This window comes from Hungatella effluvii (assembly GCF_003201875.1).
Lineage (GTDB): Bacteria > Bacillota > Clostridia > Lachnospirales > Lachnospiraceae > Hungatella > Hungatella effluvii.
In genome coordinates this window covers 24749-51247 of sequence record NZ_QJKD01000022.1, presented here as the reverse complement: position 1 = coordinate 51247, position 26499 = coordinate 24749, and the positions used below count along the sequence as shown (strand labels likewise).

The 26499-nt window shown below is 52.2% G+C and carries 25 protein-coding genes; all 25 read left to right on the top strand.

What is annotated here, in order from left to right; translation table 11 throughout:
* Nucleotides 1-33 precede the first annotated feature (33 nt).
* Entirely contained in the window at nt 34-1425 is a 1392-nt protein-coding gene (atpD, locus tag DFR60_RS26890; RefSeq protein WP_055659131.1) for a F0F1 ATP synthase subunit beta, read from the top strand.
* 11 nt (nt 1426-1436) lie between these two features.
* A complete protein-coding gene (atpC, locus tag DFR60_RS26885; RefSeq protein WP_110326035.1) occupies nt 1437-1835 on the top strand; it encodes an ATP synthase F1 subunit epsilon in 399 nt (132 codons plus the stop codon).
* Between the two features lie 192 nt (nt 1836-2027).
* Nucleotides 2028-3224, top strand: a complete 1197-nt coding sequence (locus DFR60_RS26880; RefSeq protein ID WP_110326033.1) for a C40 family peptidase — start codon at nt 2028-2030, stop codon at nt 3222-3224.
* An 83-nt stretch (nt 3225-3307) separates the two neighbouring features.
* Complete coding sequence (locus DFR60_RS26875; protein ID WP_110326031.1) at nt 3308-4537, top strand: N-acetylmuramoyl-L-alanine amidase family protein; 1230 nt, start codon at nt 3308-3310, stop codon at nt 4535-4537.
* Between the two features lie 18 nt (nt 4538-4555).
* On the top strand, nt 4556-5758 hold the full coding sequence (locus DFR60_RS26870) for a PspC-like choline-binding domain-containing protein (protein WP_110326029.1): 1203 nt from the start codon (nt 4556-4558) through the stop codon (nt 5756-5758).
* Between the two features lie 258 nt (nt 5759-6016).
* On the top strand, nt 6017-6325 hold the full coding sequence (gene fliE, locus DFR60_RS26865; protein ID WP_002605118.1) for a flagellar hook-basal body complex protein FliE: 309 nt from the start codon (nt 6017-6019) through the stop codon (nt 6323-6325).
* A 29-nt stretch (nt 6326-6354) separates the two neighbouring features.
* On the top strand, nt 6355-7974 hold the full coding sequence (fliF, locus tag DFR60_RS26860) for a flagellar basal-body MS-ring/collar protein FliF (protein ID WP_110326027.1): 1620 nt from the start codon (nt 6355-6357) through the stop codon (nt 7972-7974).
* 1 nt (nt 7975) lies between these two features.
* On the top strand, nt 7976-8983 hold the full coding sequence (fliG, locus tag DFR60_RS26855; protein WP_110326025.1) for a flagellar motor switch protein FliG: 1008 nt from the start codon (nt 7976-7978) through the stop codon (nt 8981-8983).
* The gene (locus tag DFR60_RS26850) at nt 8967-9755 is read left to right on the top strand and encodes a FliH/SctL family protein (RefSeq protein ID WP_110326023.1); all 789 of its coding nucleotides are present in this window, start codon (nt 8967-8969) and stop codon (nt 9753-9755) included. Before fliG ends, DFR60_RS26850 begins: the two co-directional genes overlap by 17 nt.
* Before the next feature lie 20 nt (nt 9756-9775).
* The gene (locus DFR60_RS26845; RefSeq protein ID WP_110326021.1) at nt 9776-11077 is read left to right on the top strand and encodes a FliI/YscN family ATPase; all 1302 of its coding nucleotides are present in this window, start codon (nt 9776-9778) and stop codon (nt 11075-11077) included.
* A 10-nt stretch (nt 11078-11087) separates the two neighbouring features.
* Complete coding sequence (locus DFR60_RS26840) at nt 11088-11540, top strand: flagellar FliJ family protein (protein WP_110326019.1); 453 nt, start codon at nt 11088-11090, stop codon at nt 11538-11540.
* 33 nt (nt 11541-11573) lie between these two features.
* A complete protein-coding gene (locus tag DFR60_RS26835; RefSeq protein ID WP_110326017.1) occupies nt 11574-12977 on the top strand; it encodes a flagellar hook-length control protein FliK in 1404 nt (467 codons plus the stop codon).
* A 54-nt stretch (nt 12978-13031) separates the two neighbouring features.
* A complete protein-coding gene (locus DFR60_RS26830; RefSeq protein WP_110326015.1) occupies nt 13032-13649 on the top strand; it encodes a flagellar hook assembly protein FlgD in 618 nt (205 codons plus the stop codon).
* A 27-nt stretch (nt 13650-13676) separates the two neighbouring features.
* Nucleotides 13677-14075, top strand: coding sequence for a TIGR02530 family flagellar biosynthesis protein (locus DFR60_RS26825; protein WP_110326013.1), 399 nt, complete (start codon nt 13677-13679; stop codon nt 14073-14075).
* A gap of 72 nt (nt 14076-14147) precedes the next feature.
* The gene (locus tag DFR60_RS26820) at nt 14148-16142 is read left to right on the top strand and encodes a flagellar hook-basal body complex protein (RefSeq protein ID WP_110326011.1); all 1995 of its coding nucleotides are present in this window, start codon (nt 14148-14150) and stop codon (nt 16140-16142) included.
* Between the two features lie 15 nt (nt 16143-16157).
* A complete protein-coding gene (locus DFR60_RS26815; RefSeq protein ID WP_002605108.1) occupies nt 16158-16364 on the top strand; it encodes a flagellar FlbD family protein in 207 nt (68 codons plus the stop codon).
* Nucleotides 16365-16412: 48 nt separating this feature from the next.
* Nucleotides 16413-17270, top strand: coding sequence for a motility protein A (locus DFR60_RS26810; RefSeq protein WP_110326009.1), 858 nt, complete (start codon nt 16413-16415; stop codon nt 17268-17270).
* A gap of 15 nt (nt 17271-17285) precedes the next feature.
* Entirely contained in the window at nt 17286-18350 is a 1065-nt protein-coding gene (gene fliN, locus DFR60_RS26805; protein WP_110326007.1) for a flagellar motor switch protein FliN, read from the top strand.
* 2 nt (nt 18351-18352) lie between these two features.
* Nucleotides 18353-20407 (top strand): flagellar biosynthesis protein FlhA, encoded by a 2055-nt coding sequence (flhA, locus tag DFR60_RS26800; protein ID WP_055659100.1) that lies wholly within the window; start codon nt 18353-18355, stop codon nt 20405-20407.
* A 6-nt stretch (nt 20408-20413) separates the two neighbouring features.
* Nucleotides 20414-21190 carry a sigma-70 family RNA polymerase sigma factor gene (locus tag DFR60_RS26795; RefSeq protein WP_110326005.1) on the top strand — a complete coding sequence of 259 codons (777 nt, stop codon included), beginning with the start codon at nt 20414-20416 and terminating at the stop codon, nt 21188-21190.
* 8 nt (nt 21191-21198) lie between these two features.
* Nucleotides 21199-21939 (top strand): flagellar hook-basal body protein, encoded by a 741-nt coding sequence (locus tag DFR60_RS26790; RefSeq protein WP_110326003.1) that lies wholly within the window; start codon nt 21199-21201, stop codon nt 21937-21939.
* Nucleotides 21940-21952: 13 nt separating this feature from the next.
* Nucleotides 21953-22732, top strand: a complete 780-nt coding sequence (locus DFR60_RS26785) for a flagellar hook-basal body protein (protein WP_055659095.1) — start codon at nt 21953-21955, stop codon at nt 22730-22732.
* A 38-nt stretch (nt 22733-22770) separates the two neighbouring features.
* A complete protein-coding gene (locus DFR60_RS26780) occupies nt 22771-24561 on the top strand; it encodes a flagellar assembly protein A (RefSeq protein WP_110326000.1) in 1791 nt (596 codons plus the stop codon).
* Nucleotides 24561-26078 (top strand): antitoxin, encoded by a 1518-nt coding sequence (locus DFR60_RS26775; RefSeq protein WP_110325998.1) that lies wholly within the window; start codon nt 24561-24563, stop codon nt 26076-26078. Before DFR60_RS26780 ends, DFR60_RS26775 begins: the two co-directional genes overlap by 1 nt.
* Nucleotides 26065-26451, top strand: a complete 387-nt coding sequence (locus DFR60_RS26770) for an EscU/YscU/HrcU family type III secretion system export apparatus switch protein (RefSeq protein ID WP_110325996.1) — start codon at nt 26065-26067, stop codon at nt 26449-26451. The genes DFR60_RS26775 and DFR60_RS26770 overlap by 14 nt, the downstream gene beginning before the upstream one ends.
* The last annotated feature ends 48 nt before the right edge of the window (nt 26452-26499 follow it).

The window sequence follows — 26499 nt, the reverse complement described above, 5'->3', positions numbered from 1 at the left end:
CCGGACTTCATTATAAAATAAAGGAGAAACAAGATGGCAGAACAAAATATTGGTAAGATCACCCAGATCATCGGTGCCGTACTGGATATCAAGTTCAGCCAGGGCAGGCTTCCGAGCATCAATGATGCGATCGACATCACGATGAAGAACGGAAACCGACTGGTTGTGGAAGTATCCCAGCACCTTGGCGATGATACCGTAAGATGTATCGCCATGGGCTCGACCGATGGACTGGTGCGTGGTATGGAAGCCGTCGCAACGGGTGCGCCGATCACGATACCGGTCGGTGAAGAGACCCTGGGACGTATCTTTAACGTACTGGGTGATCCCATCGATAATAAACCAAAGCCGGTAGTGAAAGAGTACTTACCGATCCACAGACCGGCTCCTACATTTGAAGAGCAGTCCACAGAGACCGAGATCCTGGAGACAGGTATCAAGGTAGTCGACCTTCTCTGCCCCTATCAGAAGGGCGGTAAGATCGGTCTGTTCGGCGGCGCCGGTGTAGGTAAAACCGTATTAATTCAGGAGCTGATTCGTAACATCGCTACAGAGCACGGCGGATATTCCGTATTCACCGGCGTTGGTGAGCGTACCCGTGAGGGCAACGACTTATACTATGAGATGCAGGAATCAGGTGTTATCAATAAGACGACCATGGTGTTCGGACAGATGAACGAGCCGCCGGGAGCCCGTATGAGAGTCGGACTGACCGGACTGACCATGGCAGAGTATTTCCGTGACCAGGCAGGAAAGGATGTCCTTCTGTTCATCGACAACATCTTCCGTTTCACGCAGGCAGGTTCCGAGGTTTCCGCTCTGCTTGGCCGTATGCCATCCGCGGTTGGATACCAGCCGACTCTGCAGACGGAGATGGGCGCTCTCCAGGAGCGTATTACATCGACAAAGAACGGTTCCATCACATCCGTACAGGCTGTTTACGTGCCGGCCGATGACTTGACTGACCCGGCTCCGGCAAATACATTCGCCCATCTGGATGCGACCACCGTTTTAAGCCGTGCGATCGTAGAGCTTGGTATCTATCCGGCAGTAGATCCGCTGGAGTCCACCTCCCGTATCTTAGACCCGCGTATCGTGGGTGAAGAACACTACAAGGTAGCCCGCGGCGTGCAGGAAGTACTTCAGAAGTATAAAGAGTTACAGGATATCATCGCCATGCTGGGTATGGATGAGCTTTCAGAAGAGGATAAGCTTACCGTTTCCCGTGCGAGAAAGATTCAGAGATTCTTATCCCAGCCGTTCTTCGTGGCAGGACAGTTTACCGGTCTGGAAGGCCGTTACGTTCCGCTTGCCGATACGATTCAGGGCTTCAAGGAGATTCTGGAAGGCAAACATGACGATATTCCTGAAAGCTATTTCTTAAATGCAGGTAGTATGGATGATGTTCTTGCCCGTGTGAAATAGGGGGTGGGAATATGGCTGATTTATTCAAACTGCATGTGATTACTCCTGAGCGGAGATTTTACGATGGAGAAGCTTCCATGGTGGAACTTACGACAACGGAGGGGGACATCGGTGTATACAGAAATCATATCCCGCTGACCGCTATCGTGGCTCCCGGAATCTTAAAGATTCATGAGGAGGGCGAGGTTAAGGAGGCGGCTCTGATGTCCGGATTTATTGAGATTCTCCCGGAGAGAATCACCATTATGGCCGAAGTGGCTGAGTGGCCGGATGAGATCGATGGTAACCGTGCGGAGGAAGCGAGAATCCGTGCGGAGCGCCGCCTGAAGGAAGAGAGCGGTGAAATTGATACCATGAGGGCGGAACTGGCACTCAGAAGAGCGCTTGTAAGACTTTCCCTCAGAAAATAGAATTGATGAGAATGGACTGGTGTCCGATACGTGATGTGTCGGATGCCGGTCTTTTTATTTTGCTGCAGGTTACAGAATTTAGAATAGTTTAGTAATTTATTCTTAATTTGAAATTATTCCCCAGCTATGGTACACTGATATCAGCAAACGGTTACAACGTTTATAATTATGATATGAGTCAGGGGATTACAAATGATGGGGCATCAGAAACCGGTTCAGTGCTGCCGTTTTCTTTTTTATGTAACCGCAGCGGTCTGCCTGGGGCAGATGCTTTCATTTGCTTCGGCGGCCTCGCCCATATCCGAAGCGGAGCGGCAGAAAAAGGAAGCGGAGGAGAGGTACGAGGCGGTAAACGGGGAAGCGGAGAAACTGGAGAAGAAAAAAGGGGAAGCCGCGGTGCAGGCGGGCCAGCTGGATCAGGAGCTGACAGACTTGCTGACCGATATGGACTTGCTGGAGACAGACATGTCCGATATGACGCGGCAGATTGAGAAAGAGGAAGAGGAATACCAGAAGGCGGAGGAAAAGCGGAAGCGTCAGTACGAGATACTGAAGAAGCGGATCCAGTATATTTATGAAGAAGGCGATGTCACCTATCTGGACATCCTCCTGAAAGCGAAAACCATCGGCGATGTGATCAATGGGAATGAGTATTTTCAGCAGCTCTATGAGTATGACAGGAAGCTGATCACAGAGTATGAGAAGACGAAGAACGATGCGCTGGGCCGGAAGGAAGTGCTGGAGGAGCGGCAGTCGGAGCTTCAGAGCTTAAAACAGGAATATGGAGTCCGGGAAAAGACGCTCCGGACCATGATTACGAAAAAAAGGGCGGAAGAGTCTGATTTTGACCGCAGACTCAGGGCGGCAAAGGCGGAAGCCGGCAGCCAGGCCGAGATTATAAGGAAGAGGACGGAGGAGATCCGGCTTCTTCAAAAAGAAGAGGAAAGAAAGCGGGAAGAGGAACGCAGGGCGGAAGAACTTCGGAGGAATGCCGGGTCGGCGCAAAACAGCGGCCCCGGAATGATCAAGAGCACGGGTGGTTCGGAATTCGGACGGAATGTCGCGGACTACGCACTGCAGTTTATCGGGAATCCCTATGTGTGGGGCGGCACCAGCCTGACTTCGGGAGCGGACTGCTCCGGTTTCGTTCAGTCGGTCTACCGCCACTTCGGTGTTTCTATCCCGAGAACGTCCGCTGAGCAGGCCGGTTTTGGCAGGGAAATAGCATATGAAGAGATGGAACCGGGAGATCTGGTCTGTTATCCGGGCCATGTAGCCATGTATATCGGAGGCGGCAGAATTGTCCACGCTCGCTCGGCAAAAGCGGGAATCCGGGTGGATGACAACCCGGCGTACCGCACGATTGTGTCGATACGGAGGCCGTGGTAGGCGGCCTGCGGAGAGTGGATCAACGGAGAGTATGAAAGAATAGAAGATTTTAAACAAATGAACATGAGCAGGGGGAAAACAAGATGAGATACAATAACAAATCCGGCAGGCTGTGGCTGCTTCTTGCCGCTATAACGATCATGGCAGCCGGTTTTTCCATGGTTACTTACGCAGAGGAGGCAATCAAGACCGTGTCGGTCACAGTCACCTCTTCGGTGGAAGCGGAAGCCGATGAGGGAACGGTTTCGGCCACATCCAACAGCTCAAAGTATCGGGTGGTATCGTGCGATTTCGCCAATTCCAGGGGAAGCTGGAAGGCAGGGGAGACTCCGAAGGTAAACATCAGGCTGGAAGCGGAGGAGGGATACTATTTCAACTCCATTAATGCCGGAAAGGCCACCGTAAAGGGAGCTGTCTATTCGTCGGCAAAGAAGGAGACGGACAACCATTCCCTGATACTGTCGGTAAAACTGAAGGGCGTGAAAGGAACGCTGGGAACCGTGGAGAGCGCTTACTGGGAGTCGACGCCACTGGGCAAGGCGAGATGGAGCAAGGTGGAAAACGCTCCGGCCTATGAAGTAAAGCTTTACTGCGGAGACAGCATGGTGTACCGGGTGGAAAAGACGTCCTCCACCAATTATGATTTCTTCTCTCATATGACGACGCGGGGCGATTACTATTTCAAAGTGAGAGCCGTGGCGAAGACGGAGTCGGAAGCGGATTATTTAAAGGCCGGAGAGTGGACGGAATCCGATAATCAGGAGATTACAAAACGGGATGCTGAGGCGGCGGAGACACGGAAGTCCTCAGGAAACGGCAGTTCCGGCGGCAGCTCGGGCAGCGGCAGCCAGGGACCTGGGCAGGGAGACGGCCCCGGTTCGCAGAATCCCGGATGGGAACAGGACAGGAATGGCTGGTGGTACCGGAACGCGGACGGAACGTACCCGGTAAACAGCTGGCAGTTAATCAATGATAAATGGTATTTATTTGACATGGGCGGCTATATGCTGACCGGATGGCAGACGAAGGACGGCCGGGAATATTACCTGACGACCAACGGCGACATGGTGACCGGATGGTTCCAGTACAACCGGGTATGGTATTATCTGGATCCGCAGGTGGGAAAAGTGTCCGGCGGATGGCTTCAGCAGGGCGGCGACTGGTATTACATGAATCCGGACGGCAGCATGGCGGTTGGCTGGATCCGCTATAAGGACAACTGGTACTATCTGGATCCGGACAGCGGACGGATGGTGAAGGACAGAGTCGTTGAAAAGTATTACATTAATCCGGATGGTATCTGGATACCGTAGCAGACAGGAGGATAAGATATGTTACGCAGGTTAAGACGGGCCGCCGCGGCTGTTCTGGCGTGTGGCTTGCTGACGGCAGCGCTGCCGGGCGCTTCAGGCACAGCTCTGGCAGCGGTAAAAAATGAGACGAGAACACCGATCACTTCCGTGTCGATCAAGGTGCGTTCCGATGTGAAGGCCGACTACGATCTGGATGCGGCTACGGTCTATGTGACGACTGACAGTAATCTCTATACCATCGGAGCTTACACGTGGGTCAGCGGCAATAAGGAATACTGGGAACCGGGCGACGTGCCAAAGGTACAGATCGAGATCCATGCCAGAAGCGGCTGTTATTTCGAAAAGACCACAGGAGCGGGGAAGTTCCAGATCTCGGGAGCGACCTATGGCTCGGTAAAACGCCAGAATAATAACGAGACACTCCTTCTGACTGTAAAACTGACACCGGCTTCCGGCACTCTGGATATTACGAATTCCGCGGAGTGGGTAGGCTATCCGCTGGGAAAAGGTACCTGGGAAGAGGTTCCCTACGCTGGAGCGTATGAACTGAAGCTGTACCGCGATGGCCAGATGATTCAGGGTGTGGCAAAGGTAAACGCCACCACCTATGATTTCTATCCCTTTATGACCCAGGCGGGCCGCTACCAGTTCCGTGTCCGTGCAATCCCGAAGGATACGGAGGAACAGGGTTACATAACCAGCGGTGACTGGGTATATTCCGATGAACAGGATATCGATGACGACCAGGCATACAGTCTGGGAGCGGGCAGGCAGAATGCAAATCTGACACCGGCTAATATCGGATGGGTGAAGAATTCAGACGGATGGTGGTACCGCAACGCGGACGGAAGCTATCCTGCAAATACGTGGCAGAACATCGGCGGCTTATGGTATCTGTTCGATTACGATGGCTACATTTTAACCGGATGGCAGATGAAAAGCGGCAAATATTATTACATGGACAGCAACGGGGCGATGCAGACCGGCTGGTTCCAGGATAACCGGAAATGGTATTACCTGGCGGCCGACGGAAGCATGCAGACCGGCTGGATGACACTGGGCGGCAATACTTACTACTTCGACAGCGACGGAAGCATGCACACCGGGTGGCTCCTGGACAACGGAAAGTGGTATTACTTCGCACCGGATACCGGAATGATGGTGCGCGGGACGAGCGTCGGCGGCTACTATCTGAACTCTGACGGAGTCTGGGTTCATTAAGAAATGATTACAAACCACTGTATTTTATGGCTGAAACAGAAAACTGCCTTAAAATATGGTGGTTTTTTTATGTGAAATAAATATTTGCATTATCTATTTGGGCAGTTGATGGTAAGTTATGGAAAAACGTAAGAATTATTACAAAAACCGACTTTTTTCTTAAGTTTTAAGTTGACGTAACGATATTAAAAAGTTATACTAAAAATAACCAAATTTTGTAACCAAAACAAAATAAGAGGGGTGCTTGGAGGGGGAAATATGTTTATAGTGCCAATTACGAGGCTGGAAGGAGTTTCATCTTTGGAGGAGATGAAAAAACTTGACAAGACCCCGCAGAAACAGGTGAAAAACAGTTTTCAGAATATATTGACGGACGCGGTAAAGGAAGCGGATCAGGCAGTAAAAGATACCAGAGAAATGGACGTGAAGCTTGCTGCCGGACAGATCGATAATTTACATACAGCCTTGATTCAGGCAGAACAATCCGCTGCTGCAATTGAGTTTACGACCCAGCTGACCAGTAAGGCAGTCAGTGCGTACACTCAGATTATGGGAATGCAGATATAAAATAACAGAAAGATAGCAGTGGTGGAACTATGGGTATGAAAGAAAAAGTGAAAACGGCAGTCGATGGCAATGATACGATCGGCCGTCTTTTGGGCAGCAAAAAAAAGAAAGCCGCAGCAGCGGGGATACTGGCAGCGGTCATAATCGCACTGGCAGCGGCAATTCTGTTAAATACGAATAAAGACGGGGAATACGTGGTGCTCTTCCCCGGTATTTCAAGAGAAGAGAATAACGAGATACTCGCAGTGCTGAACGGTCGTGGAGTCGGCGCGAAGAGAAATGCAGAAGGAGAAGTGACGGTTCCGGAGAACCAGGTCGGTGACATTATGCTTGATATGTCAGAACTGGGATATCCGAAAACGGCACTTCCTTTTGACATTTTTTCGGATAATATGGGCTTTACAACAACGGAATTTGAGAAGCGCCAGTACCTGCTGTTAAACCTTCAGGACAGAATTGAGCGGACACTGAAGGATATGAACGGCATCAAGAACGCCATAGTGACGTTAAACGTATCCGACGACAGCAACTACGTGTGGGACGATCAGGGTGCTGACAGTACAGGCGCGGTCTCACTGACTCTGATGCCCTCCTGTGAGCTGTCGCCGGAGAAGGTGGGCGCGATCAAGAACCTGATTGCCAACAGCGTTCCCAGGCTTCTGCCGGAGAATGTGACCGTAGTCAACGCTGAGACCATGCAGGAAATGGTATCGGACGATGTGGGTGGTCTGACCAGCTACGGTCTGGGCCGTCTGGATTTTGAGACAAAGGTGGAGAAGCGGCTTCAGGATAAGATTATGAACGTGCTGACTCTTGCGTATCCTCCAGGACAGATCCGCGTATCTGCTACCGTAGTCATCGATTACGATAAGATGATCACCGAGGACCTGCAGTATGAGCCTCAGGACAACGGTCAGGGCGTGGTGGATCACTATAAGTCGGGCCAGTCGGTAAACGGCCAGGGCGGAGGCGCCGGCGGTGTGGCAGGGGAAGAGAATAACACGGATATTCCGACTTACGGTGCGGCAGGAACCGGCGGAGCCAATGGGGCTAACGGAGATTACTACCGCGATGTGGATTATCTGGTGGGCTATATTAAGAAACAGATTGAAAAAGACAATGTGAAGCTGCAGAAGGCCACCGTGGCCATCACAGTGAATGATAATAATCTGACGGAGTCGAAGAAACAGCAGCTGATCGACGCGGCGTCGAAGGCTGCCAATATCGCACAGGAAGACATTGTGGTATCCAGCTTCCAGCAGATTGCAACGGATAAAACTCCGGAACCGGAAAAACCGGTGATTCCGGTGACGGCTCCGGGAGTCGGGGGAATCGATCCGCGCGTGCTGGTGGCGGGAGCCGCGGCCGGCGTTTTCCTATTCCTCGTGCTTCTGTTCCTCATATTACGCCACAGAAGAAAGAAACAGAAAAAAGAAGACCAGGAGCTTTTCGGACCGTTTGAGGGAGATGCTTTTGATCTGGACAGCGACATTGCGGAACGCGCCGAAGAGCGCGCAGTGGAGAACCAGATTGCCGACGTTCCGGTAAAACCCCAGGACCCGGTGAATCAGGTTCGTTCCTTCGCAGAGGACAATCCCGAGATTATCGCATCCATGATAAGTACCTGGCTGAAGGAGGAGAAGAAGTAATATGCCGGCAGAAGAAAGAAGACCAGCAGAAAAAGCTGCGGCCGTCATATCCATGCTCGGTACGGAACGGGCCTCCGAGGTGTTCCGGTATCTGACAGAGAATGAAGTGGAGCAGCTGTCCATGGAGATTACGAGACTCCCTCACCTGGCACCGGATGAGATGGAAGACATTGCCAAGGACTTTTATAATTGTTGTGTGACGGAAAAGGTGATTACCGAGGGCGGAAAAGACTACGCCAAGGAAGTGCTGGAAAAAGCATTTGGCCAGCAGCAGGCCAGAAATTTGATGGACCGGGTCAGCAAGGCGCTTAAGACCAAGGCATTCAGTTTTATCAGAAAAGTGGATTATAAGACCCTGATGACTGCTATACAGAACGAGCATCCGCAGACGCTGGCGCTCATACTGTCATACGCCACGCCGGAGCAGGCGTCTAAGATCATCGCTAATCTGCCCCAGGAGACACGGGTGGATGTGGTGGAGCGCATCGCAGGCATGGACCGGGCTCTGCCGATGGCAATCAAGATTGCGGAAGAGGTGCTGGAGAAGAAGATCGGCTCCTCATCTTCGGAGGAGACCATGGAGGTGGGCGGACTCAACTACATCGCCGACATTATGAACCATGTGGACCGCAGCACGGAGAGAGACATTTTTGACGAACTGAACTTAAAGAATCCCCAGCTTGCCGAGGATGTGCGCAAGCTGATGTTTGTATTTGAAGATATCGCATACCTGGATCCGCTGTCTATCCAACGCTTCTTAAGAGAGACAGATTCCAAGGATCTGGCGGTTGCGTTAAAGGTGTCCAACAAGGATGTGATGAGCGCAATTTTTGCCAATATGTCCAGCCGTATGAGAGAATCCATACAGAGCGACATGGAGTACCTGCATAATATTCGTATGAGCGACGTGGAAGAGGCGCAGCAGAGAATCGTGGCTGTGATCCGCCGTCTGGAGGAAGAGGGCGAGATCGTAATCTCCAAGGATGGAAAGGATGAGATCATTGTATAGGGTAATCAAGTCCGGACAGACGGTGCTGGGGGAAGGAAGAGTTCCGGCCTATCAGATGACCGGCCCCGAGACCGCCCAGGCGGAGGAGATAAGCGGGGAACCGGGTAATACGGCCAGAGAAGCCGCGGATGGAGCGGTGCCCCGTTATGCACTGATATCCGAAGAAAAGAGAAAGATTCTGGAGCATGCCAGAAACCAGGCAGAACAGTCTGCCGCCAGGATTTTAGAGGACGCTTACGCCCAGCGGGATAAGATTGTGAACACGGCCCTGACGGAAGCGGAACGGCTGAAACAGCAGGCAGAGGAACGCGGCTATGAAGACGGGATTAACAGGGCCGAAGCAGACATATCCGATGGGCTGCAAAAGATCGGACGGTCCGTGGAACAGGCGGGACGCCAGCTGGAAGAGCACTCGGAGGAGATAAAGGCCAGAATTACAGAGATGGCCCTTGTAATCGCAGAGAAAATCCTGCAGAGAGAGGTAGGCGCCGGCGCAGAGGGACTGGCCGATTTAGTAGAGCAGGCCGTGATGTCGGAGCGTGATAAGAATGAGATCACCGTGCATTTATCGGACGACTCCATCGTTCTGGTGGAGGAACTGGAGAGACGTCTGGAACCATTGAGAGACAGAAACGGCGGATACGTCCGCATCAGACCGGAGCAGCAGCAGCCTGGCTATGTACAGATTGAGACGGAGGAAGGAATCGTGGACGCCTCCGTGTTTGTGCAATTGGAGAATTTAAAGCGGCAGCTGGCGGAATTGCTGAAATAGTGTGACAGGCGGCGCATAAGATGATAGAGAATGTGAGACAGGCGGTTCAGAACGCCAATTTGTATACATATCTGGGGAAAATAGACAAGATCGTAGGAACCACGGTGGAAGCCATGGGGCCTGCCTGCAGGATCGGGGATGTCTGTACCATCGACGTTCCGGGAGACAATCCGCCGGTGAAGGCGGAGGTCGTGGGATTTCGTGAAAACAGGGTACTCCTGATGCCCTACGAGGAGACAGAAGGCATTGGATACGGAAGCGCGGTCTGCAATACGGGGGAGCGTCTTCTCATACCGGTCTCCAATGAGCTGATCGGCCGTACCGTGGATGCTATGGGAATGCCCATCGATGGGCAGGGGCCTTTGGGAGAAGTCGCTTATTATCCCATAACGGGAAAACGTTCCAACCCCATGGAACGGCCCAGAATCGACACCGTGATTCAGATGGGTGTCAAGGCCATCGACGGCCTCTTAACCATTGGCAAGGGGCAGAGAATGGGAATTTTTGCCGGAAGCGGCGTGGGAAAGAGTACGCTGATGGGTATGATCGCCAAGAATGTGAAGGCTGATGTCAATGTCATTGCGCTTGTTGGTGAGAGGAGCCGTGAGGTTGTGGAATTTATCAACCGGGATCTGGGAGAAGAGGGCTTAAAGCGCTCGGTTCTGGTAGTGGCCACCTCCAACCAGTCCGCTATGATGCGTTCCAAATGCACCATGACGGCCACTACAATCGCGGAGTATTTCAAGGATCAGGGCATGGATGTGCTTTTGATGATGGATTCCCTCACCCGATTCGCCATGGCGCAGCGGGAAGTGGGACTAAGTATCGGAGAACCGCCGGTAGCGAGGGGGTACACGCCCTCCATTTACTCGGAGCTTCCGAAGCTGCTGGAGCGCTCGGGCAATTTTGAGACAGGCTCCATCACCGGAATCTACACGGTTCTGGTGGAAGGCGACGACGCCAATGAACCGGTGTCCGATACGGTGCGCGGCATTATCGACGGCCATATCATGCTGTCGAGAAAGGTGGCGACGCAGAACCGGTATCCGGCCATCGACATCTTATCCAGCGTCAGCCGTCTGATGAGCGACATTGTGATGCCGGAGCACAAAGCGGCGGCCGGAAAGATCCGGAAACTTCTCTCGGTCTATGAGAGCAACATCGATCTCGTTTCCATCGGAGCGTATAAGAAGGGGACCAATAAGGAACTGGACGACGCGCTGATGAGAATTGATAAAATATATGAGTTTTTGCAGCAGAAGACGGATGAGAGCTTCTCCCTTGATGAGGCCGTCATCCGTATGATCCAACTGACCGAATAGAGAGGTTCTTATGAAAAAGTTTGCATTTTCACTGGAGCGTATGCTGAATTTCCAGAGTCAGAATCTGGAAAAAGAGATGGGAATCTTAGGCAGGATGACCGCAGAACGGGATGCACTGGAAGCCCAAAAACAGGATATGGCAGAGAAGGCCGCCGGAGTGCAGGCGGATATAGCCAGGCGGGAGGCAGAGGGAACGACGATATTTATGCTGAAAGCCTGCTTCTCTATCCTGGAAAGTGCAAGGAACCAGCTGGAGGAGATGGAGGAGGAGCTGGAGCTTTTACAGGCAGGGCTGGAACGGCAGCGTCAGATTGTGACGGAGGCCTCCAGAGAGGTAAAGAAGCTGGAAAAGCTGAAGGAAAAACAGTTAGAGGAATACCACCGCGGCGAAGCGAAGGAGCAGCAGGAGACCATAGCGGAGCATGTTGCGGGTAATTTCGTGCGGCGTGGTGCTTCCCAATAGATATGTCACAGAGAGAAAGGCGGTGAGAAGAGAATGAATATGGGAACAGCCATGAAGGCTGTGGGAACCGGCTGGAAGCAGTCTGGAACCACAGACAATGGAAAAGGCAGAGATGCAGGGAAAGCCGATTTTGCCGATACCTTCAGCGAGATGTTAAAGTCGGGCAAAAAGGTGTCAGAGTGCAGAAAACAGACACGGAATACGAAGAAGGCAGCGGAGGCGCAGAAGATCACAGACGCGCAGGCGGATCAGAAGGCGGCCGACACCGGAAAGGATGCGGTGAAGGCGGAAACCTCCGGACAGGATGACACGGCAGTAAAGAAAACGCCGGAAAATAAGCAGGAGCCGGAAAAAGCCGATGACAGAACCGTGCAGGATGAAGCCGCGGCAGCGGCAGCCGCTCTGGAAGGTATGGCAGAAGACCCGGCTGAAGCAATGGTGCACGGTATGGAAGCAGAAGATGGCGGACTGCTGGCGGTAACAGAGGCTGGAGGGATACTGAATCAAACCGCAGCCACAGCAGAGGCCGGAGTGGAACAGCGCACCGGAAGTGCGGAGGTTCAGCAGGCAGCAGCTGTAAATGCGGACACATCAGAAGCACTTAAGAATCAGGAGGCGCTTTACCAGACGGCGGCCCAGAAACCAGAGGAAACAGGAAACGGCCGAAAGACAGAAGCTATGGAGCCCGCAGCAGCGGAAACCCAGGTTCCTGCCGATGATATGGCGGTGCAGGCGAAGAGCGGCACAGGCAGAGATGAGGGAACATTTTCCGATCTGCTGAAGGACCAGTCGGACCAGATGAAGGCCATGGGAGTCGGAAAACGGGTTCAGACAGAAGAAGAGACCGATGGTGATGAGGCACTGGACAACCAGATGCTGGAGGAGCTGAAGAAGAATTCAGACGGAAAAGGCGTGACGTATCTCGATAAGATAAACGCGTCGAGACAGGGCGGATTCCGGAGCGTGCCAGCGGTGGACAATACCGCTTCCGATATCCACACACCGGCAGCAGAACAGCTGAAGGCAGGCGTGGAGCAGGGCATGAAACGGGAACTGTCGGAATTTACCATCAAGCTGAAGCCCGAAGGCTTGGGAGAGATTATCGTACATATGGCCAGTGCGAACGGCAGGACGTCGGTTAGCATCGGAGTATCCAATCCGGAGACTGAGAAGCTGGTGAACAGCCAGATGATGAGCTTAAAAGAGATGCTGCAGCCGCTTCACGCGGAGGTGGAGGAGGTATACCACAACAGCCAGGGCGGAATGGATTTTGCAGGATTTGGCCAGGAGCTTTACCAGAATCAGGGGCAGCAGACCCGAGGGCATTATCACCACGGTATGAATCAGGGACTGACGGCCGACGACGGCGTGTTTGCACAGGAAACAGAGCGGATGGCGGCGGAAAGCCTGGTACGCAGATTGTATGCATATGTGTAAATACCCCATGAGGACAGGGATGATAAGGACAGGGATGAAAAGAAAAGGAGAGACATGTCAGTACAGATACCAGACTATACGAATCCGTACTTAAGGACTGCATCTTCCGGCAGCAGCGGGCCAGGAGCACTGGGAGACAACACACCGGCAAAGGCATCGAACGACAGCGATAAAGGTACGGAAGGCACCGATGGCACTTCTGGGAGCAATGATGTCATAGACGCGGTGTTTGGAGACGCATCCGACAAGGCCGTCAGTATGGACGATTTCCTGACTCTGATGGTAGCCCAGCTGAAAAACCAGGATTTTATGAATCCGGTGGACGATACCCAGTATGTAACGCAGCTGGCCCAGATATCGACCATGCAGCAGATGGAGGAGATGGCATATAACGCCAAGAGCACCTATGTGACCTCACTTGTCGGCAAGACGGTTACGGCAGCAAAATTTACGGTCGCCGGGGACTTAAAGAAGACGGAGGGCATCGTAAACAAGGTTTCTCTTCTGGACGGGAAATTCGTGATCTATGTGGAGGGAGAATCCTACAGCATGGATGAGATTATGGAGATCAGGACAGAGGAAGCAAAGAAGGATGACGGCAAGGACCCGGATGCAGGCAGCGACGGGGACAAGGACGGAAGCGATCCGGGAGATAAAGATCCGAAGGTATGAGAGAATGTGAGGTAAGGAGGTAAGAGAATGGATTCCATGATATACAACAAAATGCTTCATACCCCCATATGTACAGGAAAACCGTGGGAAGCCGCGAGAAACAAGCCGGCGGAGGGCACGGAAGAAAGCAGCGCATTCAAGGAACTGCTGGAACAGAAATTAAAGGAAGAAAGCCAGGTGACGTTCTCCAGGCACGCGGTAGAGCGGGTGATGGAGCGGAGCGTGGATGTGTCTTCTGATAAGCTGGAACGATTGAATGAGGGCGTGAAACTGGCCGGAGAAAAGGGGCTTAAGGCTCCGTTAATCCTGATGGATTCCACGGCATTTGTTGTAAATGTAAAGAATAACAGAGTAGTGACAGTTGTGAACGAGGAGAGCTTAAAAGGCACTGTCTTCACAAACATTGACGGAACCGTTATGGTATAGCCGGTCCTTTTGGAGGCTATTCTTACCCCGATTGACGGACGGGTAAGGCGGTTAGAAAAGGAGATATAAACTATGTTAAGATCATTATATTCCGCAGTGTCAGGTATGAAAGCACACCAGACGAAGCTGGATGTTATCGGCAATAATATTGCCAACGTGAACACGTACGGATTTAAATCCAGCCGTGCGCGTTTCCAGGATGTATTTTATCAGACATTACAGAGCGCCGCAGGCGGCGACAACAATAAAGGCGGAACCAATGCCAGCCAGGTTGGATATGGTTCCCAGTTAGGCGGCATCGATCTGGATATGAGCCGTTCGGCGCTGCAGTCCACCGGCAGACCTATGGACGTGGCGATCACAGGCGAGGGCTTCTTCCAGGTTATGGATGCGGACGGAAATATCTTTTACACGAGAGCGGGAAACTTAATGCTGGATTCCAACAGCGGCAACCTGGTGGACTCCAACGGCTACACGGTTCTCGGCGTGTCCGGTGATCCGCTCGGAAAGGCGCCATCCTCCGACAAGATCCATTTGAACATTCCGACCAAATCCAGCGGGCTGGCATCCAAGACGCTGAATATCAACGGAACTCAGTTTACGATCACTTCGGAAAAGGCGACGACGGACGCCAACGTATCCATTACCTTCAAGGCGGAGGATAATCTGCCTTCCGGTTCCGATATCGTCGTGAATTCTTCCGATATCAACGATTCCAGCATTACCGTGCATGTGAATAAAAATGCCATATTTACAAGTCTTTCAGACTTTAACAGCAAGATGAACAGCGCCATCACCCGTGGCTGCGGCGGAAAGGCCCATCCGGGCGGAAACTTTACCATCACCGCGACACCGGCGGAGAATGTATTCCAGAAGCCGCTGACCGGCGCGGAGCTGCTGGGCGACCATTTTGGAATCAACGAAGGAACCTTCGAATTTGCCACCTCCACAGATGCGGCTGACGGTATCTTCGGCGGACTGAAGTTTTCCGGGATGAGCACGAGCCCGGCCTTTGACGCGGCGGGACCGGTGGACTTCAAATCAGAATTGAAGCCGGGCACAGGCGGTAAGATGGCCTGGGTGGTAACAGCGACGGTCGGCGGACGGGAGTTTGTCGGTGAAATAAATGAGAACACCACAACCGCAGGCAAGATGTGGCTGAAGGAATCCGGTACGGGACAGTACATCGAGATGAGCCATCCGGGTTACACCGCAATTACATCTTCTTTTAACGGTGGTTCAGGAAACACGGCTCAGTCCTTTCACAATGTGACGATGCCTGCGGCAGCGGGAACCGGATTCTTCAATAAGAGCATGAGTCTCAAGGACTATGGTACTTCGGGAATCAACCCTGGCGACAACATAGAATACAGCGCGGTAAAGATTCCTGCCAGCGCAGGCAACAAGGCAAAATGGCATGTGACCGCAGTAAGCGGCGGCAAGACGTATTCCGGTGATATCAGCGAAGGCGACGCTGCAGGAGATCTGGTGCTTACGGAAGACGGCGGCGGTACCCTGACCATCGACCATAAGGGCTATTCAGATATTAATAACGCATTTTTAAACGCAGATGAGGCGGATAAAACATACGCTTCTTTCATACCCAAGGATAACGCGGGTACCATCACGGCCGCTACACAGTCCAACGATGTAGGCCTCGGAAGCGGTACCTTTACGCTGGAAAACGGTACGGAAGGCGGCGCAATCTCACTCTCCGGCGCATCGATTGCCATTCTTGGAAACGGTATCATCGAAGCGACCCATCCGGACAAGGGAAAAATTCAGATTGGACGTATCGATCTCGTTACCTTTGAAAATCCGTACGGCCTGGAAGAGAACGGCAACTCCTATTTCCGGGCAACCTCCAACTCCGGCGAGGCCAAGGCCTGCCAGGCTGGTGAGGACGGAACAGGAGCGTTAAAGACGTCTTCACTGGAGATGTCCAACGTGGATATATCCACAGAGTTTTCCGATATGATCGTAACACAGAGAGGTTTCCAGGCCAACTCGCGTATCATTACGGTGTCGGACTCGATTCTGGAGGAACTTGTAAATCTGAAACGATAACAGGAGGTGGTATCGGTGATTCCCTTAAGTAAGTTAAATGGCGAGGAGTTCATCCTCAACTGTGATTTAATCGAGATGATTATGGAAAATCCCGATACCACGATTCTTCTGACCAACGGCAAACACTTGATTGTGCGGGAATCAAAGGAAGAGGTAGTCGAACGGGTAGCGGCATTCCGGAGAAAGACGTTCAGCGATCTGATTGAACAGATAAAAGGATAGCCGCGGCGGAAATACAACAAGAAAAGTTTAGAAAAGGATGTAGCAGATATGGATATCATGTCAATTCTGGGTTTTATTTTGGCGGTAGCGCTGGTACTGTTCGGTATGACCTTTGATCAGGAGGCCATGAAACTGGTCTTACACAATTTAAGGGCGTTTATCGATATTCCAAGTATGGCCATTACCTTAGGAGGCACCATCGGAGTTATGATGCTGTCCTTCCCCTCCGGGGCATTTAAAAAGATAGGGAAACATTTAAAGATCATTATAAAACCGTATAAGTTCGATCCGGAGCAGTCCATTGAACAGATCGTGGAGCTGGCGACAGAGGCCCGAATGAAGGGACTCCTCTCCCTGGAGGACAAATTAAATGAGATTGACGAGCCATTTATGCACAACAGCCTCTTACTGGTGGTGGACTCCGTAGATTCGGAAAAGGTCCGCCAGGTTATGGAGACGGAGCTGGATCAGTTAGATGAGCGTCATGCGCTGGACCGGGGATTCTATGAGAAAGCGGCCAGCTTTGCGCCGGCGTTTGGTATGATCGGTACGCTGGTCGGCTTAATCCTGATGCTGGGCAACATGCAGGACGTCAACGCCCTGGCAAAGGGCATGGCGACGGCCCTGATCACCACCCTGTATGGCTCTCTTCTGGCCAACATTGTGTGTCTGCCGGTGGCGAGCAAACTGAAGGCGAGACACGATGAGGAGTTTTTATGTAAACAACTGGTCCTGGAAGGCGTTCTGGCAATCCAGGATGGGGAAAACCCAAAATTCATAGAAGAAAAACTTTATAAACTGCTTCCGGCCAGCCGCAAGAAGACGGACGAGGATAAGAATCCTGTGAAGGAAGAGGGAAAGCAGAAGAAAAAGAGCAGACGGAAGAACAGAAAGAATGAGGAATAAAAGGAGCTTATGGCGATGGCGAAGGAAGTAGAAAACCAGGGGATCATAAATATGACGGACCGGCAGGTGTTTGATGAACTGATTAATCTGCACGCGAAGGCGGCGGGGGAGTCCCTGTCATCGATTCTGAAGGCGGATATAGAGATCAGCGGCCCGGAGATTACGGAGATAACGGTGAAGGAAGTGGAATACGGGATTCTGGAACCGGCCATTTTCGTGAAGAGCTGTCTGACCTCCGGAGTTGCCGGCAATATGGTCATTATCCTGCGCCAGCGGGATATGCAGGCGTTCCTAAATGAGCTGATGGGAATCGATGATCTGCCCGACCCGGATTTTGAGTTCGATGAGGTCGCCATGAGCGCGGCCACGGAGCTGATGAACCAGATGGTCCACGCATCCGTGGAGGTCATGGCTGAATACCTGGGCAATACCATGGAGTCATCGGACTGCCAGCTGATCTTATCGGACGGCAGGCAGAATCTGTCCCCAGCCATTGGTGAAGCTCCCGAATCAAAGACGATCGTGATTCATTACCGTGTGAAGATCAAGGACATGGTGGAATCTGAGTTTATGGAATGCATATCCACCACGGCGGCAGACTGTATGTATCAGGAGATAGAGGCCAGGAGGGAAGCGGACAAGAAGGCGGAGGCCGAGGCGAAAGCCATGGAGGAAAGTCTTCTCGTGAAACCGGTGCAGCCGGGCGGTGTTCCGGCGCCGGCCGGGAGAGAGCACTTACAGTCCGCGGCTGAGAGCCGCACGGTGAATTCCGCTGCGGTGGACGGCGGGCGGACCGTATTCCAGGCTTCTCCGTCGATAAACGGCAATCTGGGCCTCATCATGGATGTCCCCTTAAACGTCTCCGTTGAGATCGGAAAGACCAGAAGAAGACTGAAGGACGTGCTGAACTTTAACAACGGCACGGTGGTGGAGCTTGACAAGCAGGCGGATGCACCAGTGGATATCATCGTAAATGGACAGCTGATCGCCCGCGGGGAGGTCGTCGTGATTGACGATAATTTCGGGGTCCGTATCAGTGAAATCGTAAATACAAGAAGTATTATTGGAAATGGTGAATAAATTTGAAACGGTTTAATATCCTTGTGACAGCGGGAATCATCGGAATCATTTTCCTGATTCTGATCCCCCTGCCGACGCCCATACTGGATTTTTTATTTATACTGAATATCACGTTGTCGCTGCTGATCCTTGTCATGACGATGTATATCCGGGAAACGCTGGAGTTCTCCGTGTTCCCGTCCCTTTTGCTGATCACAACGCTGTTCCGGCTGGGGCTCAACATCTCCTCGACGAGGAAGATCCTGTTTGACAACGGTTACGCGGGGCAGGTGGTTAAAACCTTCGGACAGTTCGTAATCCGGGGGAACGCAGTCATCGGTTTCATCATATTCCTGATTATCGTGCTGGTACAGTTTATCGTTATCACCAAAGGTTCGGAACGTGTGGCCGAGGTTGCGGCCAGATTCACGCTGGACGCCATGCCGGGCAAGCAGATGGCTATCGACGCCGATCTAAACAGCGGTCTGATCGATGAACAGCAGGCCAGGGAGCGGCGCTCGAAGATCCAGAGGGAAGCCGATTTCTTCGGTTCCATGGATGGCGCTACCAAATTCGTAAAAGGTGATGCGATCATATCCATCATCATCACGCTGATCAATTTCGTAGGCGGCATTGTCGTCGGTATGATGAACGGCCAGGGGAGTATCTCCGAGATCATGCAGATCTACACCACGTCAACAATCGGAGACGGTCTGGTATCCCAGATCCCGGCGCTTCTGATCTCTGTGGCAACTGGTATGGTGGTGACGCGTTCCGCATCGGAGAACAGCTTAAGCGAGGACCTGACGAGCCAGTTTCTGGCGCAGCCCAAGGTGCTTATGACGGCCGGCGGCGCGGCAGCCTGCCTGTGTCTGATTCCGGGATTCCCGGTGCCCCAGATTCTCATGATATCAGCAATGATGATCGGAGGCGGATACGTGCTTTTGAAACGGCAGAAGACCATCGTTGCAGAGGCGGCGGAAGGATATGTGGAAGCGGAAGTTACCAGTGAAGCTTCCTTCTATAAAAATATTGAAAATGTATACGGTCTTTTGACCGTGGAACAGATTGAGATGGAATTCGGCTACAGCCTGATACCACTGGCGGATGAGAGCAACGGCGGCAACTTCATCGACCGTGTTGTCATGTTCCGTAAGCAGATGGCTCTGGATATGGGCTTCGTAATCCCGTCGGTCCGAATTAAGGACAGCGGGCAGCTTAATCCCAACCAGTACAGCATCCTGCTGAAGGGCGAGGAGGTGGCCAGAGGGGATATCCTGATGGATCACTATCTGGCGCTGCCGCCGGGAGGGGATGCGGATGACATTCCGGGCATCGATACCATCGACCCCGCATTCCACATTCCGGCCAAATGGATCAGCGAAGATAAGAAGATCCAGGCGGAACTGGCGGGCTATACGCTGATTGATCCCACTTCGGTGGTTATCACCCATTTATCCGAGGTGGTGAAGGAACATTTACATGAGCTCTTAAACCGCCAGGAAGTCAACAATCTGTTGGAAACACTGAAAAAAACAAACGCCAGCATTATCGAGGACACGATTCCCGCTGTGATTACGGTGGGAGAGCTTCAGAAGGTGCTTTCCAATCTGCTGCGCGAAGGAATACCGATCCGCGACATGGAGACGATCGTGGAGACGCTGGGCGACTATGGAACCCAGATAAAGGATACGGATATGCTGACGGAATATGTGCGTCAGGCTCTGAAGAGGACCATTTCCCATCGTTTCTCCGAAGCGGGGCAGATGAAGGTCTTAAGCCTGGACGACAAGATCGAGAATATGATCATGTCATCCGTAAAGAAGGTGGATACGGGGTCCTATCTGGCGCTGGAGCCATCGGCTATTCAGAATATCGTGGCGTCGGCCACCGGAGAGATCAATAAAATCAAGGATCTTGTCAATGTGCCGATCGTGCTTACGTCTCCGGTTGTGCGGATTTATTTTAAGAAACTGATCGACCAGTTTTACCCCAATGTGACAGTGGTGTCGTTCAGTGAGATCGATAATAACATACAGATACAGGCTTTGGGGAATATCGCCCTGGGCCAGAGGTAACGGTTTATGCAGATGGAACAGATGAGCAGAGAAGAGGGGAAGGCGGTGCTTTCGGTTTACTTAAAAAACGGAAGCCAGGAGCTGCGGAATAAGCTTATCGTCCACTTCCTCCCCATCGTCCGTTCCGCGGCGGCACAGCTTCGCGGCATGGCGGGCAGCTTTACGGAAGAGGAGGATTTGATCGACCAGGGAGTGCTGGCGCTGATGGAGTGCCTTGACCGGTATGATGCGTCGAAGGGAGCCCAGTTTGAAACGTACGCGTTTATCCGCGTGCGTGGTGCCATGATCGACTATATCAGGAGCCAGGACTGGGTGCCTCACAGGGCCCGCAGTTTCCAGAAAAAGGTAGATGAGGCGTATTCCATGCTGTCCCATGAGAAAATGCGGGAACCGGATGCGGATGAAGTCGCGGGTTTTCTGGATATTCCGGTGGAAAAGGTGGAGAACCACTTAAAGTACATGAACCACGCAGCGATTCTTTCTTTTGAAGCGGTGCTGCAGGACATGACAGGCGTGATTGCAAAAGGGGAACTGGAAGCGACAGACGTCGATACGAAGCCGGAGGAAAGCCTGTTTTATAAAGAGCTTCAAAGAACGCTGGCGGAGGCGGTAGAGGCGCTGGGCGATAAAGAACGGCTCGTGGTGTCGCTGTACTACTATGAGGAACTGAAATATTCGGAGATTGCCGAGGTCATGGGCATCGGCCAGTCCCGGGTGTGCCAGATTCATACGAAGGCAATGAAAAAACTAAAGAACAGTCTGGAAGAATATGTGAGAGGATAGGAAACCATATGTTTTCAGGATTTTATACAGCCGCCTCGGGCGTGCTGATGAACCAGAGGGCGCTTAACATTTCGGCCAACAATATTGCAAATGTGAAGACCAGCGGATACCAGAGCAAACGTCTGGTAAAGACCACCTTTGACGAGCAGCTGGTGCGTCAGATGAACGGACAGACTACAGGAATCGGCGGCGGTTCCACCATATCCGTGGCGGAGCGCGAGATGACGACCCACAGACAGGGCGCGCTGGTGGATACCGGTAAGAATTTTGACATGGCGATCAGCGGCGACGGTCTCTTCGTTATTCAGGGCGAAGACCGGCAGTATCTGACACGCAACGGCCATTTTACCCAGGATGAGGACGGTTATCTCGTTCTAAAAGGAATCGGCCGTGTCATGGGAGACGGCGGTCCTATTCAGGTGGAAGAGGGCGGTTTCCGCGTGGGTGAAAATGGAATCATCTACGATAACGAGGACGGTGAGCTGGAGCAGATCCAGATCATGGTACCGGATAATTACGATAACCTGGCATTTTACGACAACGGTACATACGGCGCCGAAAATGGTGTAGTTTTGACGCAGGTGTATCCGGAGGTCTATCAGGGGAAGCTGGAAGAATCGGGCGTGGATTTAAATTCCGAGATGACGCGGGCCATGGAGGTTCAGCGTGCGTTCCAGTCATGCAGCAGGGCTCTGACGATCGTGGATCAGATGAACCAGAAATCAGCTTCGGAGATCGGGAAGCTGTAGGAGGAAATAGCGGATGAATATATCATACTATACAGCGATTTCGGCCATGAACGCGTTTCAGTCGGAGCTTGATGTGACTGCCAATAACATGGCAAATGTCAGCACACCGGGCTACAAAGTGCTGCGAAGCTCCTTTGACGACCTGCTCTATACGCAGATGGATACGAGAAACGCAGACCAGAAGGTGGGCCACGGCGTGAAAACCAACGGCGCGGAGACCGTGTTTGAGCAGGGAATCTTCGAGAAAACGGAGCGGGATCTGGATTTTGCCATTCTCGGAAAAGCGTATTTCGCGGTGGAATCCGAGGATGAAGACGCGGAGGAGCCATATTATACAAGAGACGGGTCGTTTCAGATATCGGCCACAGATGAAGGAAACTATCTTACGACACGGGATGGCCATTATGTGCTCAGCCGTGATGGAGACCGCATCGAGCTGGAATACAAGACGGTGGAGGGCAGCAACGGAAAGAAGCAGTCTACCAATGAGCTGGATTTGAGCGGGCTCAGCGAGGTGATCGGCTTATATACGTGTGAGAATCCGGATGGACTGATTCCAGTGGGAAAGAACTTATACGGGACAGGCGCCGTTTCCGGAGAATGGGTCCCGATAGATGACATGGACGAGAATGAGGCGGGAAGCCGTCTGTTAAGCGGTACACTGGAGCTTTCCAGTACGTATGTCCCCACGGAAATGATTAATCTGCTCCAGGCCCAGAGGGCATTCCAGTTAAACAGCCGGATTGTCAGCGCGGCGGATCAGATGGAGGAAATGATCAACAATCTTCGCTAATCGAAACTTGAAGTATCTACATAAAAAGGGGGAATCCCATGAGCGATAAGAGCCTGATTTTTAGCATGTTTTCAAAATTCCTTGACAATGGCGGGGAAGACGAGCAGGCCGAGCGCGAAGTCCGGCCCCAGACCGAAGACAGTAAAATGGCGGCGGGCAGAGATCAGCGTATAGAGACAGTCGAAGACTGGAATGACGCGGAACGAACGCGCAGAGAACGGCTGGAACGAGAACTGACAGGCGAAAACGGCTCTGAGGAGACGGAGTATACGGCAGGCACAGAGGCGGAAGCAGATGGTTTGGGCGTAAAGGATTCTGGCGGTTCGGATTACATCGGTTCGGAGAACCGCGTTACGGACGATGGAAGCGCTGGCAGCCTGGGCGGCAGAATGAGCCGCAGTAATCTGGAAAATGGGAGTGCGGCCGAGAGCTGGAAGGCCTCCGGTGAGGAAGAATACCGCGACGCCGGTGTCGAGCTGACGGTGTCAGACGACCGTATGGCGGTGTCTCTGATGCTTATAGAACCTTCAGGCGGCGGCAGTGATATTACCCGGGAACAGATTGAACAGGAGCTGGAAGCACATCGAATCACACACGGAATCGACGAGGAAAAGGTAAACGCCATAGCGTCGGAGAAATTGTACCGCCAGATGTTTCTCATAGCCAGGGGAACCCCGGCGATCGATGGTAATGACGGCCGCATTAAGGACTATTTTCCCCGTGAAGCAAAAATAAAGTATGCCTCAAAAGGAAACGGCGGCATTGATTTTAAGAGCATGAATCTGATCCATAATGTGCAGAAGGGGGAACTGGTCTGCGAACTGACTATGCCCACCGAGCCGCAGGATGGGATGGATGTCTTCGGACAGCCGGTCAGGGGGAAGAATGGTACCATGCCCCCGATTCCGCAAGGAAAAAATGTTGTCTACTCTCCGGAACGCGACAAGCTTCTGACCGCCTGCGAAGGCAACTTAACCTTTCGCAGCGGCAGGTTTCAGGTGGAAAACGTCTTCGTCGTGTCGGGAAATGTGGATAATTCCATAGGAAATATTGATTTTACAGGGAGTGTCACCATTCACGGTGACGTCTTTGAAGGATATACCGTTAAAGCTAAGGGTGACATCACTGTCATGGGAATCGTGGAAGGCGCGGTTCTGCAGGCGGGCGGAAGTATCTTACTCCATAAGGGGATGCGGGGAATGAAGAGCGGCGTTCTGGAAGCAGGCGTGGATATTACCGCTAAATTCCTGGAGGATTGTACTATTTATGCGCAGCACAATATTCAGGCTGAGTATATCATCAACTCAGAGGTATCCTGCGGCAATGATCTGACTCTGATCGGAAAGCGGGGGGCATTTATTGCCGGAAGCTGTGCAGTTCATAACTGCATGAATGTGAAGACTGTGGGAGCTTCCAGCCATGTATCCACGATAGTAACGCTGGGCGTGACGCCGCAGCTGATGGAGGAAGTGGAGAAGATCAGCGTCGATCTGGTGGCTGTCTCCAGGAAACAGGCGGAGACGGCTAAGGACATCAGCTACCTGAACGGAAAGCTGAAGGATGGCAGCATTACACCGAGGCAGAAGGAGCGCCTGGCAAAGCTCAAGTTAGAGGCGCCGATTCACAATTTAAAGGAGAAACGGTTAAAGACGCAGGCTGCCGATCTGGCACGCCAGCTCCGTGAGGTGGGCAAATGCCGCCTGACAGCGGCCGAGGTTCATCCGGGAACCGTGATTAATATCGGGGACTGTAAGATGACCATTGTAAAGCGGGAAGAGAGCTGTTCCTTCTATTATCTTGACGGAGAAATCAGGAAAGGAATCAGGTAATGGCAGATATTTTACGGGTGACGTCCCCTGTGATTAACAAGAATATCATTCAGCCCGACAGGGCGCAGAAAGACCCATCCGTGCCATTCGATATGCAGGAAATCCGGCATATCACGAAGAACCCGTCGGGAAGTGCGCTGCTGGGTCAGCACAACGTGTTCCAGAAGGAGGCGGGGGCAGCGACGCTCATGAACCTTTTGAAGGATCCGGCTGTGACTGTCAACTATTTAAAGAATATCTATATGCTGGAGGAGATTATCAGCCTTCTTCCAGTGAACAACAACACCATGACGCAGGAAATCAGGCAGCTGTTTCATTCGCTGCTCATCAATCCCGATGATATCGTTGGAGAACTGGTGGATCAGGAATATGCGTCCACGCTGTTTAAGGGACCGCTGTTCGATTTCCTGAGAAACCTGTTGTATGAAAAGCCGGAACTGCGGCTGGAAATGGCCGATTTCCTGAAGGCGGTAAATGGAAGCGTGTCGAGAAATGATGTTCTCGATTCCGTGGCTAACAGTCTGGAGTACTTATCCAGTCAGCTGGCGGGAAGCCGGAATTTATCCGGGATTTTTGGAATGCTGTCGGACCGGGTCCGCGCCATGATCGATGGAGCCGGAGGACAGCGGGATATGGAAGGCAGTGAGACTGGCGAGGCCGGTGCGCGGCAGGCCGGCGGAATGTGGCAGAGCAGCGGCGTGTATGGACGCGGTTCAGAGGTAGAAAATAGTCTGACGGAATGGGAAGCAGTCAAGGCGGATATTTTAGATGCTCTGAAGGAGTTGGAGAACAGCGTTTTATTCTCCCCTCAGACGGAACGGATGATACCGAATCTTCTCTATAATATGTCGCGGTATCAGGATAATGAGTCCTATTTGCAGGAGGCGTTACTGAATCTCCTGATTCATGTAAACAGCCGGGAGGACAAGGACCAGCTGAAAAACCTTCTTAAAGATTATGTAAACCAGTTCGGCAGCCCGGAATACCGGGAGAACCGTTCCCGAATCATGGATACGTTGGCGGAGATCATCAGGAAGCAGGATCGGGAGACTCCTATGAACAGCTTAAACGGTGAGAAAATCGAGAAAATTATTACAAGCCTTCTGTCTTCACCATGCAACTATACGCCGCTGCTTCATTTTGTTATACCAGTGGAATACCAGGGGATGAAGGCATTTTCAGAACTTTGGATCGATCCAAAAGATGAAGGCGGCAGCGGGCAGGAGCGCGATGGAGAAGACCATGTCCATGTGCTGATCACTTTCGATATTCCGGGAATCGGCCAGATGGAGGCGGAGTTTCAGGTGGCCGGCAGGGAGATGGAGTTTTATCTGTACTGTCCGGAATCATACGCAGCCGTGTTTGGGCGGCTTACGCCTGATTTCAGAAAGATTATGGAGGAGTATGGATACCATGCGGCGGAAGTAGAAGTCAGTGGACTGGACCATGTGCGTTCACTGATGGATGTATTTAAAAATCTTCCGTACAGGAGGACAGGCGTCGATGTCAAAATATAAGAAAAACAAGGCGGTTGCCTTAAAATATAACGCGGAAGAAGACGCTTCCCCGGTTGTCATCGCCTCTGGCTATGGAACCGTGGCGGAGCATATCATAGATATTGCAGAGAAAAAGGGGATTCCGGTATTCAAGGACGACAGCGCTGCTTCACTTCTCTGCATGCTGGAGGTTGGGAGCAACATACCGGTGGAGCTGTACGAGGTGGTGGCCGCTATTTACTGCAAGCTGATCGAAACCTCGGCGTCAATCCGGGGAGTGGAGGCGGCCGCAGCTACGGCGGCTATGCCGGCTCGCGGCAAGGAGAACGCAGCGGGCGAAAGGATTCGGAGAAATCTGGCCTCTGGAAAGAAAAAAGAGGAACCTGCAGAATAGTGCAATAGAGAGACTGAATGGTAACGATAAGAATGAAATGACAGAAAA

Excerpts from the sequence above, each read along its gene's own strand:
- DFR60_RS26845 (WP_110326021.1), top strand. The coding sequence starts at position 9,776 with ATGATAGAGAATGTGAGACAGGCGGTTCAGAACGCCAATTTGTATACA.
- DFR60_RS26790 (WP_110326003.1), top strand. The coding sequence starts at position 21,199 with ATGTTTTCAGGATTTTATACAGCCGCCTCGGGCGTGCTGATGAACCAG.
- DFR60_RS26820 (WP_110326011.1), top strand. The coding sequence starts at position 14,148 with ATGTTAAGATCATTATATTCCGCAGTGTCAGGTATGAAAGCACACCAG.
- DFR60_RS26825 (WP_110326013.1), top strand. The coding sequence starts at position 13,677 with ATGGATTCCATGATATACAACAAAATGCTTCATACCCCCATATGTACA.
- DFR60_RS26810 (WP_110326009.1), top strand. The coding sequence starts at position 16,413 with ATGGATATCATGTCAATTCTGGGTTTTATTTTGGCGGTAGCGCTGGTA.
- DFR60_RS26770 (WP_110325996.1), top strand. The coding sequence starts at position 26,065 with ATGTCAAAATATAAGAAAAACAAGGCGGTTGCCTTAAAATATAACGCG.
- DFR60_RS26835 (WP_110326017.1), top strand. The coding sequence starts at position 11,574 with ATGAATATGGGAACAGCCATGAAGGCTGTGGGAACCGGCTGGAAGCAG.
- DFR60_RS26830 (WP_110326015.1), top strand. The coding sequence starts at position 13,032 with ATGTCAGTACAGATACCAGACTATACGAATCCGTACTTAAGGACTGCA.
- fliE (WP_002605118.1), top strand. The coding sequence starts at position 6,017 with ATGTTTATAGTGCCAATTACGAGGCTGGAAGGAGTTTCATCTTTGGAG.
- DFR60_RS26795 (WP_110326005.1), top strand. The coding sequence starts at position 20,414 with ATGCAGATGGAACAGATGAGCAGAGAAGAGGGGAAGGCGGTGCTTTCG.
- atpD (WP_055659131.1), top strand. The coding sequence starts at position 34 with ATGGCAGAACAAAATATTGGTAAGATCACCCAGATCATCGGTGCCGTA.
- DFR60_RS26850 (WP_110326023.1), top strand. The coding sequence starts at position 8,967 with ATGAGATCATTGTATAGGGTAATCAAGTCCGGACAGACGGTGCTGGGG.
- atpC (WP_110326035.1), top strand. The coding sequence starts at position 1,437 with ATGGCTGATTTATTCAAACTGCATGTGATTACTCCTGAGCGGAGATTT.
- DFR60_RS26785 (WP_055659095.1), top strand. The coding sequence starts at position 21,953 with ATGAATATATCATACTATACAGCGATTTCGGCCATGAACGCGTTTCAG.
- DFR60_RS26880 (WP_110326033.1), top strand. The coding sequence starts at position 2,028 with ATGATGGGGCATCAGAAACCGGTTCAGTGCTGCCGTTTTCTTTTTTAT.
- fliG (WP_110326025.1), top strand. The coding sequence starts at position 7,976 with ATGCCGGCAGAAGAAAGAAGACCAGCAGAAAAAGCTGCGGCCGTCATA.
- DFR60_RS26840 (WP_110326019.1), top strand. The coding sequence starts at position 11,088 with ATGAAAAAGTTTGCATTTTCACTGGAGCGTATGCTGAATTTCCAGAGT.
- DFR60_RS26780 (WP_110326000.1), top strand. The coding sequence starts at position 22,771 with ATGAGCGATAAGAGCCTGATTTTTAGCATGTTTTCAAAATTCCTTGAC.
- fliF (WP_110326027.1), top strand. The coding sequence starts at position 6,355 with ATGGGTATGAAAGAAAAAGTGAAAACGGCAGTCGATGGCAATGATACG.
- DFR60_RS26870 (WP_110326029.1), top strand. The coding sequence starts at position 4,556 with ATGTTACGCAGGTTAAGACGGGCCGCCGCGGCTGTTCTGGCGTGTGGC.
- DFR60_RS26775 (WP_110325998.1), top strand. The coding sequence starts at position 24,561 with ATGGCAGATATTTTACGGGTGACGTCCCCTGTGATTAACAAGAATATC.
- DFR60_RS26875 (WP_110326031.1), top strand. The coding sequence starts at position 3,308 with ATGAGATACAATAACAAATCCGGCAGGCTGTGGCTGCTTCTTGCCGCT.
- fliN (WP_110326007.1), top strand. The coding sequence starts at position 17,286 with ATGGCGAAGGAAGTAGAAAACCAGGGGATCATAAATATGACGGACCGG.